Genomic DNA, 14,831 nt, shown 5'->3' with positions numbered 1-14,831 from the left:
CCGGGCCGCTGCGGCTGCACGTCAGACGCGGCCGACTTCCCGCACCGCCTGCCCGAGGGTATCGTCCTGCACCCGGAGGGCCTTCTGACAGGCTTCGTAAGCCCGGAGCACGGCGATCAGCCTCACCATTTCGGTCACCGGATTGACGTTGGCGCTCTCCACAAATCCCGGCGTGAGTGCTGCCTCGACCGCTCGCGGCAGTCCCGCCTGCGGCCCGGCAACAAAGAGCCCGTCCCCGATGCGCTGCAGTGCATCCCGCCGGGCGAAATCGACCACCCTGAGGCGATCCACCACCCGGCCCCCGCTCACCACCTCGCCGGTGGCCAGAATCGAGGCATCGGGTCCGGCTTCGATGGGACCCTGTTCTCCCAGCACGAGATGGCCCGTACCGGTGACCAGCCTTCCCTGGCTGTCCAGACGAAACATGCCGTTGCGGGTGTAGGCCTCCCCGCCGGGCGCCTGGACGACGAAGAAACCCGGCCCGGTGATGGCCACGGCCAGGGGATCTTCTGCCGGTCGCAGAGGACCGGCACCGAAATCCGTGACCAGGGCTTCCACTCCGGCCCCGGTTGAGAGAGGACCGACCTCCGCCACAGGGCCATCCCTTATGCGGGAAAGGATCAGGGAACGAAAGCCCGTGACCACGGGGACGCGCCCCTTGAAGCCGGGCGTCTGAGCATTGGCCGCATTGTCCGCAATTGCATCCAGCTGGTCGAGTCCCGCGGCCATGCCGCTTGCGGCCGCATAGATGCCCCTCAGCATTGCCCGCCCCCCTATCCTCACCAAACGGGAGGGCCTGCCGCCGGGCAGGCCCTCACAAACCAGAAGGACCTCGTTCGGCAGCCCGGCCATCATGACCCGCGAGGCTTTAGACCCGTGGCTTTGCGCCCCCGCCTTTCGACGGGTTTGCCGTTTCGCGAGGATCTATTTCACTGTATCGGTAATTCGCCACCAGTCCGGAAAATCCTTCTTAAGAAGTGCGCTGGGAGCGGGCCACGCCTTCAGGCCCGGGCCGGTGCAGGCAGCGTCAGGCAGGGCTGCGGGCAGCGGCAGCGGGCTGCCACCGTCCCGGGGATCTCACACCACGCTCAGCTTGCGCATGAACTCCACGTGGTCCGGATGGCAGGCGAGGAAGTCCAGGGCCCGGCCCGTCCCCCGGGCCACGCAGGAAATGGGATCGTCGGGTATGTGCACGGCGAGGCCCGTTTCTCGGGAGATGAACACGTCCATGCCGTGCAGCAGCGCCCCTCCGCCGGTCAACACCACACCCTGGTCGGCGATGTCAGCGGCCAGTTCGGGAGGGGTACGCTCCAGGACCCCGCGAATAAGGTGCAGGATCTCCGACAGGGGCTCGGCCATGGCCTCGGCCAGGTCGATCGACGTCACCATGAAGCTGCGGGGCAACCCGCTCACGAGGTCTCGCCCCCGCACCTCCATCTCGTCATGCCGCAGGTCCGGCGCAGCGGTGCCGATGCCGATCTTCAGCTCCTCGGCGGTGCGATCACCCACCCCCAGGTTGTGCCGCTGCCGCAGGTAGCGGACGATGGCCTCGTCGCACTTGTCCCCGCCCACCCTGACACTGCCGGCGGTCACCACCCCTCCCAGGGATATGACCGCCACATCGGTGGTGCCGCCGCCGATGTCGCACACCAGGTGCCCCCGCGCCTGGGTGATGTCCAGCCCCGCCCCCAGGGCGGCAGCCAGGGGTTCCTGGATGACCAGGGCCCGGCTGGCTCCGGCACGCATGGCCGCTTCGATCACCGCCCGCCGCTCCACCGCCGTACAGGCCGAGGGGATACACACCACCACGGAGGGACGCAGGATCGCCCGCCTGCCCAGCACCCGGGCCAGGAAATGCTGAAGCATGGCTTCGGTGAGGTCGAAGTCGGCGATCACACCTTCTCGCAGGGGACGCACCGCCACGATGGTCCCCGGGGTGCGCCCCAGCATGCGGCGAGCCTCCTCACCCACCGCCAGGACTCTCCCGGTGTCGGCTGCTACCGCCACCACGGAAGGCTCCCGCAGGACCACTCCCTTGCCGCGCACGAAAATGAGCACGCTGGCGGTCCCCAGGTCCACCCCCACGTCAGTCGCCAAGCCAGATCCCCCCGGTCTTCCCTGCTTCCCTCCTCTTCTTCCACGAGATGGGGCGATTTCCTTCGGGGCCCGCTAGCGCGTGACCGTCTGATACTTACGCCTGGTCGCCTCTCCTCCCCGGATGTGCCGCTGGGCCTTGTTGAACTCCAGGACCTTTCTTACCTGATCGGCCAGTTCCACGTTGATGTGCGGTAGTCTTTCGGATACATCCTTGTGGACGGTGCTCTTCGATACCCCGAACTGGCGGGCCGCGTCCCTCACCGTGGCTCCGGTGCGGTAAATGTACTGGGAAACGTCCAAGACACGCCTCCAGATGAAGTCGTTCACCCTCTGGCCCCCCTCGCACCGGCCTGCGGTACATCATATGTGGGAGCCAGCGGGAAAAGACTAGCCCACCTGTCCGGTCCCGGCCCGGGGCGGGCCTCTGCGTGGTCCCGGCCCGGGGCGGGCCTCTGCGTGGCCCCGGCCCGGGGCGGGCCTCTGCGTGGCCCCGGCCCGGGGTGGGCCGCGGCGGCGCCTAACGCGGGGACAGCCAGTCTAGGGGGTTCCGGGTGCTCCCGTCCATCCTCACCTCAAAGTGCAGGTGCGGTCCGCCCGGCTCGCCTTCACCCGGCTCGCCCAGGTGACCGACGACCTGCCCCCGGTTCACCCTGTCGTCCTTGCGCACCAGGGCCTTCCCCAGGTGCAGGTAGGCGGTCACGATGCCGCCCCCGTGGTCGATTTCCACCACGCATCCGTCCCTCGGGTTACGGGATACCAGCTTCACCACGCCTCCGGCAGCCGCAGTGACGGCGCGGCCCCCCTCTCCTTCCAGATCGATCCCGGCGTGCAATCTCCAATCCCCGTGGACCTCCGAGTAGGCGAAGCCGTAATCGGCGGTCACCTTCCCCGGCAGGGGCCAGGCCAGTTCTCCCGGTGCGGGCCCGGCCGCTTCCGGCGGCGCCACAGCGGCGACCACCGCCCGATCCCCGGCCTGCCCGGTCGTTGTCCGATCCCCGACCTGCTTCGTGGTTGACGGCTGCGTCCCTCCCGCCGGCGTCTCAGGACCCTTAGGGGCTGGGGGTACCATTCCGGTACCTCCCGAAGCGGCGCCACCGGCGGGTGCAGAGGCACCACCAGCAGCCGTGGCGGCGCTGGAGGGTGCCGAGGACTCTCCCGGGGCCGAAGGGGTCGGGGCGGTCCCGCTGAGGGTGCCGGTGGGGACTGGAAAGGCAGGGATGCCCGCACGCGGTGAAAGCAACCACATGAGGCCGGGAACGGTGAGACAGGCCAGCATGAACACTCCCACCGCCAGGTAGGCCCACTGGCGGCCGCTGAGGCCAGCCCACCTTCGGTCCGCACCGTTCCGCCGCCCTCTGGCGGCTCCCTTCACGCGCCAGCGGCGCGGCGACTCCTCCGCCGGGTGCGAGCGCAGCGGGGACCTGTCCGCAGGTTGCGAGCGCTGCGCGTGTCTGTCCGCATCCGGTGCGCTGTGGGGCCCATGGCCGTGGGGCGCACCGCTCAGGTTACGGGTCAGGGCGAATTCACCTCCACCCGTATGCTCTCCAGCGGTCTACCAGATTATGCATATCCTGGGTGAAGGCCTGTCCACGTCCGGCGCTGGCGGACCCACGTCGACAGGACCACGCCCCCCGTGCACGCGCCGGCCGCCCCACTGCCGGGGGCCAGAGCATGGCGCGTGCGACCGCCTGCGGGGACGGTCATTCGGAGAAAATGAGGCGGACGGTGGTGCCGGGGAAATAGTACTGCAGGATTTCCAGGTAGGAGCGGCCCTGCCGGGCCTGGCCGTCGGCGCCGTACTGGCACATCCCCACCCCGTGCCCCCAGCCCCGGACGTCGAAACGCACGCGGTCGCCTTCGACCTGCCAGGAGAACCAGGTGGAGGGCAGGCCCAGGCGCTCACGAGCCTCGGTTCCCCTGACGGTCACTCCCCCCACCTGGAGCAACCTGACCCGCCCCGTCACGGTGGACTCCAGCAGTTCAGGTACCGGTGTTTTGCTTGCCCCGGAAGAAGACCCTCCCGCCGAGGAAGGCACCGCCTGCCCGAGGGTGCGCAGCGGGACGTACACCTGGGTGCGGTAGCGCGGCGACTGGCGGCAGTAATCGCACGGTACTCCGGTCAGGTAGGGGACGTCGTTTCCCCATACCTCGCGGGCCGATTCCGTGTGCCCTCCACAGGTGGAGTGGTAAAGCCCGTCGGCCACCTCGCCCTGATAGGTGAGGATCTGCCCGCTGGTGGTGTCCACTGCGGCGGAGACTTTGCCCCAGTAACGGTAGTAGCCCAGCAGGCCCCACTTCTGGCGCAGGGCCCGCTGGTCCAACCATGCCTGTCCCTGCGTGGGATCGGAGGAAACATCGGCGCTCCCGTCGGCCACCCCTGGTCCGCCGAACAGCCGCAGCCGCCGCACCACGTAAGTTCGGGCCAGTACCGCCTGCGCCTTCAGGGCCTCGGGGTGAAAGGCAGCCGGCATTTCGGCTGCCACCACACCCTTCACATATTCCTCCAGGGGCAGATCGAGGGTCTGTCCGTTGTCGTGGCGCAGGACCCTGACCGTGATGGCATACCCGGCGGAGGGGGGTACGGGGCGCGGCTTTATGCCCACCAGCAGGGCGGGAAGAAAAATCAGCAACAGCACCAGGAAGCCAAGCAGAGCAAGCAAAGCTCGCTTCAACTCACCACCCAATGCCCACTCTATGGCAGCTCTGGCGAGCCTATGCCGCCGCAGCTGCAGAGCAGGGATGGCCGTCGCCTTGATCGCGACGCAGGCCCGGCACAGGCGGCCTTACACGGTGCGGGTTACGGCGGCGCCCAGGGAACGGAGCTTGAGGTGCAGGTCCACGTAACCGCGATCCAGGTGGTTGACGCCGGACACTTCAGTAGCGCCGTCTGCAGCCAGGGCGGCCAGCACCAGCCCGGCACCGGCCCGCAGGTCGCTGGCCTTCACCGGGGCCCCGGTGAGCTTCTTCACCCCCCTCACCACGGCGCTCCGGCCTTCGATCTTGATGTTTGCCCCCATGCGCTTGAGCTCTTCCACATGCATGAAGCGGTTCTCGAACACCGTCTCCGTGAGCACGCTGCATCCGTCGGCCACCGAAAGCAACGCCATTATCTGAGCCTGCATGTCAGTGGGGAAACCCGGGTAGGGCATGGTGCGCACGTCGGTGGGACGGGGCCGCCCCTGGGCCCGCAGGCGAACGCGGGTGGCGTCCTCCTCCACCACCGCCCCCGCTTCCCGCAGCTTGGCCACCACCGCCTTGAGGTGCTCGGGAACCACACCTTCCACCGTCACGTCGCCCCCGGTGATGGCGCCCGCCACCAGGTAGGTGCCCGCCTCGATGCGGTCGGGGATGATGGTGTGCTCGCCCCCGGCCAGCTGGGGCACACCATCTATCCTGATCACGTTGGTCCCCGCCCCCACCACCCGCGCGCCCATGGCATTGAGGAAATTGGCGAGGTCCACGATCTCGGGCTCTTCGGCCGCATTTTCGATGTAGGTGGTGCCCCGGGCGAGCACTGCCGCCATCATGATGTTCTCGGTGGCACCTACGGAGGGCCAGTCCAGGTACACGCGCCCGCCCTGCAGGCCGGAGGCGCGGATGTCCACCTGCCCGGCCCGGGCCGCCACGCGCGCCCCCAGCACGGAGAGACCCTTGATATGCAAGTCGATGGGTCGCACACCGATGGCGCATCCACCGGGGAGGGCCATGCGGGCCTTGCCCACCCGGGCCAGCAAGGGACCCATGACGAGGAGAGAGGCCCGCATCCTGCGCACCTGCTCGTAGGGGGCCTCATGACCGTCCAACCGGCCTGCGGAGACCATCACCGTGCGGCCGTCGGCACTCACCCTGGCGCCCAACACCTGCAGCACTTCCACCATGGTGCGGACGTCGTCCAGCCGCGGCACCTGGTGCAGGACCACCCCGCCCTCGGCGAGCAAAGACGCAGCCAGAAGGGGGAGGGCCGAGTTCTTGGCCCCCTCTATGGGCACCGCGCCGAAAAGCCGATTACCCCCATTGACTACCAGCCTGGATTCCATTTCCTGCCTCCGCCCCGCCTATCTCCTTATCATAGTTTGGCTGTCGGGGCGAAGGGCGTATGCAACCCAACTCGCTCAAATGCTTCGCAAACTGGCTACGATTTGTCGGCGCCAGCCGCGCGCAGCCGGGCCACGGCCCGTTCGAACGCAGCCCGCGCGCGCGCCTCGTCGACCTGGGCCGAACGGGAACGGAGCCGGGCCAGGGCCCGGTCGCGGGCGGCGCGGGCCCGCAGCACGTCAATGTCGTGGGCCAGTTCGGCGGCATCCGCCAGCACCAGCACCCGGTCTTCCAGGACCTGACACACGCCCCCGCTCACCGCCAACCGCTCCTTCCTGCCTTCCCGCCGGAAAAGCACCACCCCGGCACGCAGGATGACCAGCATGGGCGAATGGCGGGGCAAGACCCCCAGCAAGCCCTGGCGCCCGGGGACGACCACCGCTTCCACTGCATCCCTGAGCACCCGCCGCGCGGGCGTGAGCACTTCCAGAACTACGGGACCTCCGGTTTCCACCCTATCCGCCATGCCGTCACCCGGCCCTCCTCAGCAGCCCCTCGGCCAGCCGCCTCGCGGCACCGGCGGTCAGCGGGCCTCGGCCAGCATACGCTGGCCCTTCTCCACCGCCTCGTCTATGGTGCCCACCAGGTGGAACGCCCCTTCGGGCAGATCATCGTGCTTTCCTTCCAGGATCTCCCGGAAGCCGCGCACCGTCTCCTTGACGGGGACGTACACGCCCGCCCGGCCCGTGAACGCCTCGGCGACGAACATGGGCTGGGACAGGAAGCGCTGGATGCGCCGCGCCCGGTGCACGACGATCTTGTCCTCTTCCGACAGCTCGTCCATCCCCAGGATGGCGATGATGTCCTGCAGGTCCTTGTACCGCTGCAACACCCGCTGCACCTCGCGGGCCACCTGGTAGTGTTCCTCGCCCACCACGGCCGGGTCGAGGAGACGGGAGGTGGAAGCCAGCGGGTCCACGGCCGGGTAGATGCCCATCTCCGCGATCCAGCGCTCCAGGCGGGTGACGGCGTCCAGGTGGGCGAAGGTAGTGACGGGCGCGGGATCGGTGTAGTCGTCAGCGGGCACGTAGATGGCCTGCACCGAAGTGATGGAACCCTTGTGCGTGCTGGTGATGCGCTCCTGCAGCAGGCCCATCTCCGTGGCCAGGGTGGGCTGGTATCCCACCGCCGAGGGCATGCGCCCGAGCAGCGCCGACACTTCCGACCCGGCCTGGGTGAAGCGGAAGATGTTGTCGATGAACAGGAGCATGTCCTGGCCTTCCACGTCGCGGAAATACTCGGCCATGGTGAGGCCGGCCAGCCCGACCCGCAGGCGCGCGCCGGGAGGCTCGTTCATCTGGCCGAAGACCAGCGCGGTCTTGTCCAGTACCCCCGACTCCTTCAGTTCCAGCCAGAGGTCGTTGCCCTCGCGGGTACGCTCACCCACCCCGGAGAATACGGAAAAGCCCCCGTGCTGGTAGGCTACGTTGTGGATGAGCTCCATAAGGATGACTGTCTTGCCCACCCCGGCGCCGCCGAACATCCCCACCTTGCCGCCGCGGGGGTAGGGTTCCAGGAGGTCGACCACTTTCAGACCCGTCTCCAGCATCATCCGGGCGGGGTCAACCGCTGCCACCCCGGGGGGCGGACGGTGGATCGGCCAGCGCTCCTTCACGTCGGGGGGAGACCCGCCGTCCACGGGCTGGCCCAGCACGTTGAAGATACGGCCCAGCACTTCCCGGCCCACGGGCACCGTGATGGGACCACCCGTGTCCACGGCCCGCATCCCGCGGCGGAGGCCGTCCGTCGGTTGCATGGAGACGCACCGCACCACGTTGTCTCCCAGGTGCTGGCCCACCTCCATGATGACGTCGACCTGGCTTTCGGAGTCTCCCACCACGCGCACGGCGTTGTACAGGGGCGGAAGCTCTCCTTCCGGGAACTCCACGTCCACCACCACGCCGATGACCTGCACCACGCGTCCCTCGTTCATAGCCATCCCCCTACCAGTTCGTGCCCCCGCCTCGCCCGCCACCGCGCGCGGGCCTGGCCCGCTGCGGCCGGCCGGCTCACCTGAGGCCCTCGGCCGCAGGCGCCGGCCTGGCCGGCTCACTTGAGCGCCTCGGCCCCGCCCACGATTTCCGCGATCTCGCGGGTAATGCCCGCCTGCCGCTCCCGGTTCATCTCCATGGTGAGCTCCGTGATCATCTCCTCGGCATTGTCGGTGGCATTGGCCATGGCCCGCATGCGGGCGGCGTGCTCGGAGGTCTTGGCCTCCAGGAGCAGCCGGTACACCTCCACCTGCAGGTAGCGGGGCAGGAGGAACTGAGCCGCCACCTGCGGGGAAGGCTCCAGGTCGTACTCCACCACCGCCCTCTTCTCTTCGCCTCCCGGCGGCACCAGGGGGAGCAGCACCTGCTCCTCCACCTGCTGGGTGCCGGTGGAGATGTAGCGGGTGAAGATGACCCGCAACTCCCGGCAGCGCCCGTCCGCAAAGGCGCTACCCAGGCGATCAGCCATCACCCGGGCGAGCTTGAGCTCGATTTCCTCGCCCAGGGGGGCGTACTCTGCCTCCACCGGAACTCCCCGCCGGCGCAGGAAGTCACGGACCCGGCGCCCGGCGGTGACCACCATGGCGTCGCCTCCCCGTACGGTGACCTCGTCCAGGGTTCGGCGCACCACGTTCATGTTGTACGCGCCGCAAAGACCGCGATCCCCGCCCACGACCAGGTAGGCCACCGGGCCTCCCTGGGGCCGAAAGAAAGGATGATCCAGCACCGGTCCCCGGCGGGCCAGGTCGGCGATGATCTCCTGCAGAGCAGCCGCGTATGGCCGCGCCGCCAGCAGGCGCTCCTGGGTGCGCCGCAGCTTGGCGGCAGCCACCATCTGCATGGCACGCGTCACCTGCTGGATATTGTTCACCGCCCTTACCCGGCGGCGGATCTCCAGAATCCCTGCCATCTATCTCCCCGTCCCCGGTCCCACGTCGGTCGCCACAACGGCCCGGTGCCCCCGCTCAGCCGGCGCTGGCCGCCGGTGCCTGCGAAGCGGAGGCCTCCGCCGCCGGCGGTGCCACAGCCGGAGCGGCGGCCCCGGGCTCGCCCGTGAAGGCCTCTTTGAAGGTGGAGATGGCCTCCTCGAGTTGCCTCACCGTCTCGTCGCTGAGCTCCTTCTTCTCCCGCACCTCGCCCAGGATGTGGGGCCGATCGCGGCGCAGGAACTTGAGGAAGCCGTCCTCGAACGCCAGCGCCTTCTCTACGGGGAGGTCGTCCAGATGCCCGTTGACCCCGGCGTAGATTACCACCACCTGCTCTTCGACAGGCATGGGCTGGTACTGCCCCTGCTTGAGCAGTTCCACCAGCCGGTCGCCGCGACGCAGGCGGGCCTGGGTGGCCTTGTCCAGCTCGGAACCGAACTGGGCAAATGCCGCCAGCTCCCGGTACTGGGCCAGGTCAAGGCGCAGGCTCCCCGCCACCTGCCGCATGGCCTTGATCTGCGCCTTGCCCCCCACCCGGGAAACAGACCGGCCCACGTCGATGGCCGGGCGCACGCCGGCGTAGAAGAGGTCGGATTCCAGGAAAATCTGCCCATCGGTAATGGAAATCACGTTGGTGGGGATGTACGCATGGATGTCGCCGGCCTGGGTTTCGATGATGGGCAGGGCGGTGAGGGTACCCCCTCCATGCTCGGGTGCCAGGCAGCAGGCACGTTCCAGCAGGCGCGAGTGGAGGTAGAACACGTCGCCGGGGTATGCCTCGCGCCCGGGGGGGCGGCGCAGGAGCAGGGACATCTCCCGATAGGCCCAGGCGTGCTTGGTGAGGTCGTCGTACACCAGCAGGGCATCCCCGCCCGTGTACGTGAAGTACTCTCCCATGGCGCAGCCGGCGTACGGGGCGATGTAAAGGAGCGGCGCCGGCTCCGAGGCCGTGGCCGCCACCACGATGGTGTGGTCCATAGCCCCGTGCTCCTCAAGGGCCTGCACCACGCCCGCCACCGTGGACGCCTTCTGGCCGATGGCCACATAGATGCAGATGACGCCCTCGCCCTTCTGATTGATGATGGTATCCACGGCCAGGGCGGTTTTGCCCGTCTGCCGGTCGCCGATGACGAGCTCGCGCTGCCCGCGCCCGATGGGGATCATGGAGTCGATGGCCTTCAGCCCGGTCTGCACGGGCCGAGAAACCGGTTGCCGGAAGACCACACCGGGGGCCACGAGCTCCACGGGCCGGAAGTGGGGAGTCTGGATGGGTCCCTTACCGTCCACCGGCTGACCCAGGGCGTTCACCACCCGGCCCACCAGGGCCTCGCCCACGGGCACCTGCACGATCCGCCCGGTGCGCCGTACCTCGTCCCCTTCCTTGATGTGGCGGTAGGGTCCCAGGATGACGCACCCCACGTTGTCCAGCTCCAGGTTGAGGGCCAGCCCGTACGTATCGCCCGGGAACTCCAGGAGCTCGTTGTACATGGCCGACTCCAGGCCCCACACCCGGGCGATGCCGTCCCCCACCCAGATGACCCGGCCCACGTGGGACACATCCACTTCGGGCTGGTATCCCTCGATCTGCTGCTTGATGATGGCCGTTATCTCTTCCGGCCGGATTCCGGCTCCCAGGCTCAAGCCCCATCACCCCCACCAACGCGCTCCCGCTTCGCGCTGCGCCTGCCCGCGGCGGCGCCGCACCGGCCGGACCCGCACGCATGTCAGGCGCGCGCCACCATGCGCTCCTTCAACCTCTCCAGCTGGCCACGCACGCTCCCGTCATAGAGCGTATCCCCGATCTTGACCTGGACCCCTCCCACCAGGGCGGCATCCACGGTGCATTCCATACGCACCCGCCGTCCCAGCTTCCGCTCCAGCCCCTGCCGCAGGGCTTCCTCGGCCGGACCGGACAGGGCCCGGGCGGAGATCACCTCCACCAGGGTGATTCCCCGCGCCTCGTCGGCCATGATGCGGAACTCACGCTCGATCTGGTCGAGCAGCCGCAGCCGGCGCTCGTCCAGAAGCAGGAGGAGCAGGTTCATCACCAGGCCGTCCACCCGGCCCGCGAAGATCCCCTGCAGGAGCTCTCGCTGGCGGGCGCGGGGCACCGCCACGCCCCCCAGGATCTGCCTGAGCTGGGGGACCTGATCCAGCGCCTGCCGTACCTGCGCCAGGTCGGCCTCTGCCTTTTCCACCTTTCCCGCCGCCCGCGCGGCCAGGAACAAGGCGCGGGCATAGCGGCGGGCCAGCACCCGCCCTGCGGTCACCGCGACTCACCCATCTCGCGGGCGAACTCCTCCACCAGGCGACGCTCGTCTTCCTCGGTCATGGTCCGCCTGATGATGCGACCGGCCGCGGCTATGGCCAGGCTGGTCACCTCGTCCCGCAGTTCGGCCAGGGCCCTCTCCTTCTCCTGGGTGATGGCCTCCACCGCCCGGTCGCGCAGGCGGGCCGCCTCGGTCTGGGCTTCGCTCACCAGCCGGGCCCTGGCCTCATCCGCCGCCCGCACCGCCCGGTCCATGATCTCCTGGGCTTCCCGCTGGGCGGCCGCCAGTTGCCCGCGGTACTCGGCCTGGAGACGAGCGGTCTCCTGGCGGGCCTCCTCGGCCTGCTTGAGGTTGGCGGCAATCTCCTGCCGCCTCCTCTCCATCATGCCCATGACCGGTCCGAAGAGGAACTTCCTGAGCAGGAAGAAGAGGATGCTGAAGTTGATTACCGCCCAGACCAGTTCGTACCAGCGAAACTCGATCACGCCACGAACCTCCCGGGCTGCGCCGGCCCAGCAAGCTTCCGGGAACCTGCAGGGCCGGCGTTAAGCCGTCACCTTGAGGGCCAGCATCAGCGCCACCAGCATGACGAAGATGGTAAGCGCTTCCTGGAAGGCCAGGGCCAGCATCATGGCGCCCCGCACATCACCCGCCGCATCGGGTTGCCTCCAGATGGCGTCCAGAGCGGCCACGGCCGTCTTCCCCTGGGCGGTGGCGCTCCCCACGGCGGCGATGGCCACCGCCAGGCCAGCGGCCAGAGCCACAAGACCCGCACCGATAGTCACGGCAACACCTCCTTTCCCTGCGCGCGCGGACCGGGGCCCCGGTGACGGTGGTGCTCGTCCTCCGCCACCAGCTCATGGTGCTCGGTGGCCCCGGCAATGTAAATGGCAGCCAGTGTGGTGAAAATGAGGGCCTGGATGTACCCGAAGATCAACTCCAGCCCCATCATGAAAGTGGGAAGGAAGTAGGGAAGGACGGTGAGCATCACGGCCAGCACGGCCTCGCCCCCGTAGATGTTGCCAAAGAGACGCAGGGACAGCGACAGCGGCCGCACGAGCTCGTCCACCAGGTTAAGGGGGAGCATGTAGGGGGGATCGGCCAGGTGCTTGAAGTAGGCCATCCCCCGGGCGCGCACCCCGAAATAGTGGTACGAGAAGAACACCACCAGCGCCATCCCCGCGTTGTACCCCAGGTGGCTGGTGGGAGCGGCGAACCCCTTCAGGTGCCCGGCTCCGGGCAGGATGCCCGCGTAGTTGGAGATGATGATGAACAGAAAGAAGGTGCTGAGGAAGGGGAGGTACTGCCAGGCCCGCTCTTTCCCCAGGATGGAGCCGAAGTGTCCCTCCAGGTACTCGACCACCGCCTCAAGCGCGTTCTGGAGGCGGGAACCGGGCACCTTTTCCAGGCGCCGGGTGGCCAGGTAAGAAAGGAGTGTCAGCAGGGCAATGATGGCCCAGGCCGTGGTGATGGCGGAAGTCACCGGAAGAGGACCGATGTGAAACAGGGTGTCTCCGTGGGCGGCGGCCGCTGCGGACTCGTGCTCCGCCTCGGCCAGCCACCAGGCAGCATCGCCTGCGGTCAACTGACTGCCTCCTCATGGCGGCCGGGCATGGAGTCCGGAACGCAGCCCGTCCCCCGCTCGCCGCCCCCCGGTACCGCCAGACCCGATGGGCGGGGCAGGCGGCGGGTGGACAGCGCGACCCAGAGGAACCGCCAGATCACCAGTCCCAGGGCACCCCCGATGAGGGCCCATTCCCCGGGCAAGAGAAAGAACACCAGCAAGAGACCGACTGCGTCCGCCGCCAGGCGCCCCAGGCTCACGACCATCAGGGCCCGCCACTGCACCGGGCGCCTGCCCGCACGTGGGCGCGTGCCGCCCGGCCGAGCGGCACGCCCGGTGAGGTGCCTCCACCGGCGGAGCAGGATGAGATCGGAGACAGCGGCCACGGTGAGGCAGAGGGCGAAACCCTGCCCCACGTCCGCTGCGAAGGGCCCCATGGCTGCCAGCCCCGTCACCTAATCATCCTCCTGCCCGTCACCTTTCCTCCCGGCTTTGGGTTCGCGCCGGCGCTGTCTCTCCAGCCGGTCTGCCATGCTGATCTCCCGCAACAGGTCGTAAAAGGCCAGGCCTATGCCGGCCAGCACCCCCAGGATGGCGAACAGGGGGAACGTACCCAGGCGCCTGTCCAGAGCCTGTCCCCCCAGGAACCCCAGTCCGGCCAGGACGATCATGAGCAGGCCGAACGATAATGCCAGCCCTGAGTAGCGCACAACCTCCCCTTCTATTCTCCCCCCGGACTCCGATTCCTCCTGCCGTCACACGAAGTCCACCGGGGGATTTTCTCCCAGAAAATGATGCCTCAGCGCAGCGGCGATACGCCAGGCCGCGCGTCCGTCCCCGTAAGGGTTCTTTGCGGTTGCCATCCGGCCATACGCTCCCGCGTCATCCAGCAGCAGCACCGCTTCCCGGAAAAGGGCGTCGCCGTCGGCGCCCACCAGCTTCACCGTCCCGGCTTCCAGGGCCTCGGGGCGCTCGGTCACCTCGCGCAACACCAGCACCGGCTTCCCCAGGGCCGGTGCCTCTTCCTGCAACCCACCCGAGTCGGTGATGACCAGGTAGCAGCGGTTCATCAGGTTGGCCCAGTCCGGGTAATCCAGGGGCTCCAGGAGCTCGGTGCGGGGGATTCCGCTCAGGAACTCCTCGGCCACCGCTACCACCTGGGGGTTGCGGTGCACCGAGACCACCAGGAGGACATCGGCGCGCTCCCGGACCAGCCGGCGCAGTCCCCGGAATATGCTGCGCATGGGTGCCCCGAAGTTCTCGCGCCGGTGCACGTCCACGGCGATCACCCGCCCGCCCTGGAAGTCCATCCCGGCAAGGCGGGGATGGCGGAAGCGGTAATCGGGGCGCACCGTCCACAACAGGGCATCGATGACGGTATTGCCCGTGACGCAAATCCTCTGCGGGGGGACCCCCTCTTCCAGCAGGTTCTGCCGGGAACGGGCGGTGGGGGCGAAGTGAAGATCGGCCAGCACCCCGGTGAGGTGCCGGCACATCTCCTCGGGGAAGGGAGCGTACTTGTGACGGGTGCGTAATCCGGCCTCCACGTGCCCGACGGGGATCTGCTGGTAGAAGGCCGCCAGCGCACCCACCATGGTGGTGACCGTGTCCCCGTGCACCAGCACCAGGTCGGGACGCGCCCGCCGCAGCACCCTCTCCAGGCGGGCGAGGCCGCGTACGGTGGTCTGGGTGAGGGTCTGGCCGGGCAGCATGATGTCCAGGTCGTATTCGGGCGCGATGCCGAAGTGCTCCAGCACCTGGTCCAGCATCTCCCGGTGCTGGGCGGTGACCGCCACCTCCACGGCAAAGCGGCCATCCTTGCGCAGCTCCAGGACCACCGGCGCCGTCTTGATGGCCTCCGGCCGGGTGCCGAACACCGCCATCACCC

Annotated in this window: 17 protein-coding genes and 1 riboswitch; all 17 genes read right to left on the bottom strand. The window is 68.7% G+C overall.

All coding sequences use genetic code 11. The features are described 5' to 3' along the window. Positions 1-21 precede the first annotated feature (21 nt). Positions 22-762, bottom strand: coding sequence for a flagellar hook-basal body protein (locus tag QME70_06665; GenBank protein ID MDI6894275.1), 741 nt, complete (start codon positions 760-762; stop codon positions 22-24). A 73-nt stretch (positions 763-835) separates the two neighbouring features. Continuing rightward, positions 836-921: riboswitch (cyclic di-GMP riboswitch) on the bottom strand. A gap of 156 nt (positions 922-1,077) precedes the next feature. Continuing rightward, positions 1,078-2,097 carry a rod shape-determining protein MreB gene (gene mreB / locus QME70_06660; protein ID MDI6894274.1) on the bottom strand — a complete coding sequence of 340 codons (1,020 nt, stop codon included), beginning with the start codon at positions 2,095-2,097 and terminating at the stop codon, positions 1,078-1,080. Positions 2,098-2,169: 72 nt separating this feature from the next. Beyond that, a complete protein-coding gene (gene spoIIID / locus QME70_06655) occupies positions 2,170-2,424 on the bottom strand; it encodes a sporulation transcriptional regulator SpoIIID (protein ID MDI6894273.1) in 255 nt (84 codons plus the stop codon). Between the two features lie 190 nt (positions 2,425-2,614). After that, positions 2,615-3,043 carry a M23 family metallopeptidase gene (locus QME70_06650; protein ID MDI6894272.1) on the bottom strand — a complete coding sequence of 143 codons (429 nt, stop codon included), beginning with the start codon at positions 3,041-3,043 and terminating at the stop codon, positions 2,615-2,617. 754 nt (positions 3,044-3,797) lie between these two features. Next, entirely contained in the window at positions 3,798-4,769 is a 972-nt protein-coding gene (gene spoIID / locus QME70_06645) for a stage II sporulation protein D (GenBank protein ID MDI6894271.1), read from the bottom strand. 111 nt (positions 4,770-4,880) lie between these two features. Continuing rightward, the gene (gene murA, locus QME70_06640; GenBank protein MDI6894270.1) at positions 4,881-6,134 is read right to left on the bottom strand and encodes a UDP-N-acetylglucosamine 1-carboxyvinyltransferase; all 1,254 of its coding nucleotides are present in this window, start codon (positions 6,132-6,134) and stop codon (positions 4,881-4,883) included. Between the two features lie 95 nt (positions 6,135-6,229). Then, positions 6,230-6,658 (bottom strand): F0F1 ATP synthase subunit epsilon, encoded by a 429-nt coding sequence (locus tag QME70_06635; protein ID MDI6894269.1) that lies wholly within the window; start codon positions 6,656-6,658, stop codon positions 6,230-6,232. A gap of 57 nt (positions 6,659-6,715) precedes the next feature. Beyond that, positions 6,716-8,125, bottom strand: a complete 1,410-nt coding sequence (gene atpD / locus QME70_06630; GenBank protein MDI6894268.1) for a F0F1 ATP synthase subunit beta — start codon at positions 8,123-8,125, stop codon at positions 6,716-6,718. Between the two features lie 116 nt (positions 8,126-8,241). Beyond that, positions 8,242-9,093, bottom strand: a complete 852-nt coding sequence (gene atpG, locus QME70_06625; protein ID MDI6894267.1) for an ATP synthase F1 subunit gamma — start codon at positions 9,091-9,093, stop codon at positions 8,242-8,244. A gap of 55 nt (positions 9,094-9,148) precedes the next feature. Next, a complete protein-coding gene (gene atpA, locus QME70_06620) occupies positions 9,149-10,732 on the bottom strand; it encodes a F0F1 ATP synthase subunit alpha (protein ID MDI6894266.1) in 1,584 nt (527 codons plus the stop codon). A gap of 101 nt (positions 10,733-10,833) precedes the next feature. Next, complete coding sequence (gene atpH, locus QME70_06615; protein MDI6894265.1) at positions 10,834-11,379, bottom strand: ATP synthase F1 subunit delta; 546 nt, start codon at positions 11,377-11,379, stop codon at positions 10,834-10,836. Further along, positions 11,376-11,864 carry a F0F1 ATP synthase subunit B gene (gene atpF / locus QME70_06610; protein MDI6894264.1) on the bottom strand — a complete coding sequence of 163 codons (489 nt, stop codon included), beginning with the start codon at positions 11,862-11,864 and terminating at the stop codon, positions 11,376-11,378. Before atpF ends, atpH begins: the two co-directional genes overlap by 4 nt. Positions 11,865-11,924: 60 nt before the next feature. Then, positions 11,925-12,164 (bottom strand): ATP synthase F0 subunit C, encoded by a 240-nt coding sequence (locus QME70_06605; protein MDI6894263.1) that lies wholly within the window; start codon positions 12,162-12,164, stop codon positions 11,925-11,927. Continuing rightward, positions 12,161-12,964: a F0F1 ATP synthase subunit A gene (atpB, locus tag QME70_06600; GenBank protein MDI6894262.1), complete on the bottom strand. Its 804-nt coding sequence runs from the start codon at positions 12,962-12,964 to the stop codon at positions 12,161-12,163. The genes QME70_06605 and atpB overlap by 4 nt, the downstream gene beginning before the upstream one ends. Beyond that, on the bottom strand, positions 12,961-13,398 hold the full coding sequence (locus tag QME70_06595; GenBank protein ID MDI6894261.1) for a hypothetical protein: 438 nt from the start codon (positions 13,396-13,398) through the stop codon (positions 12,961-12,963). Before QME70_06595 ends, atpB begins: the two co-directional genes overlap by 4 nt. Next, positions 13,399-13,653 carry an AtpZ/AtpI family protein gene (locus tag QME70_06590; protein MDI6894260.1) on the bottom strand — a complete coding sequence of 85 codons (255 nt, stop codon included), beginning with the start codon at positions 13,651-13,653 and terminating at the stop codon, positions 13,399-13,401. A 45-nt stretch (positions 13,654-13,698) separates the two neighbouring features. Then, positions 13,699-14,826, bottom strand: coding sequence for a UDP-N-acetylglucosamine 2-epimerase (non-hydrolyzing) (wecB, locus tag QME70_06585; protein MDI6894259.1), 1,128 nt, complete (start codon positions 14,824-14,826; stop codon positions 13,699-13,701). Positions 14,827-14,831 lie beyond the last annotated feature (5 nt).

Source organism: Bacillota bacterium (genome assembly GCA_030019365.1).
Classification (GTDB): Bacteria; Bacillota; Sulfobacillia; order JACIYH01; family JACIYH01; genus JACIYH01.
This window is presented reverse-complemented; position numbering and strand designations above follow the sequence as displayed.

What these genes read in the sequence shown, in the direction of transcription:
- QME70_06635 (MDI6894269.1), bottom strand. Translation starts at nt 6,658, where the DNA reads ATGGCGGATAGGGTGGAAACCGGAGGTCCCGTAGTTCTGGAAGTGCTC.
- wecB (MDI6894259.1), bottom strand. Translation starts at nt 14,826, where the DNA reads ATGGCGGTGTTCGGCACCCGGCCGGAGGCCATCAAGACGGCGCCGGTG.
- atpD (MDI6894268.1), bottom strand. Translation starts at nt 8,125, where the DNA reads ATGAACGAGGGACGCGTGGTGCAGGTCATCGGCGTGGTGGTGGACGTG.
- murA (MDI6894270.1), bottom strand. Translation starts at nt 6,134, where the DNA reads ATGGAATCCAGGCTGGTAGTCAATGGGGGTAATCGGCTTTTCGGCGCG.
- QME70_06665 (MDI6894275.1), bottom strand. Translation starts at nt 762, where the DNA reads ATGCTGAGGGGCATCTATGCGGCCGCAAGCGGCATGGCCGCGGGACTC.
- atpG (MDI6894267.1), bottom strand. Translation starts at nt 9,093, where the DNA reads ATGGCAGGGATTCTGGAGATCCGCCGCCGGGTAAGGGCGGTGAACAAT.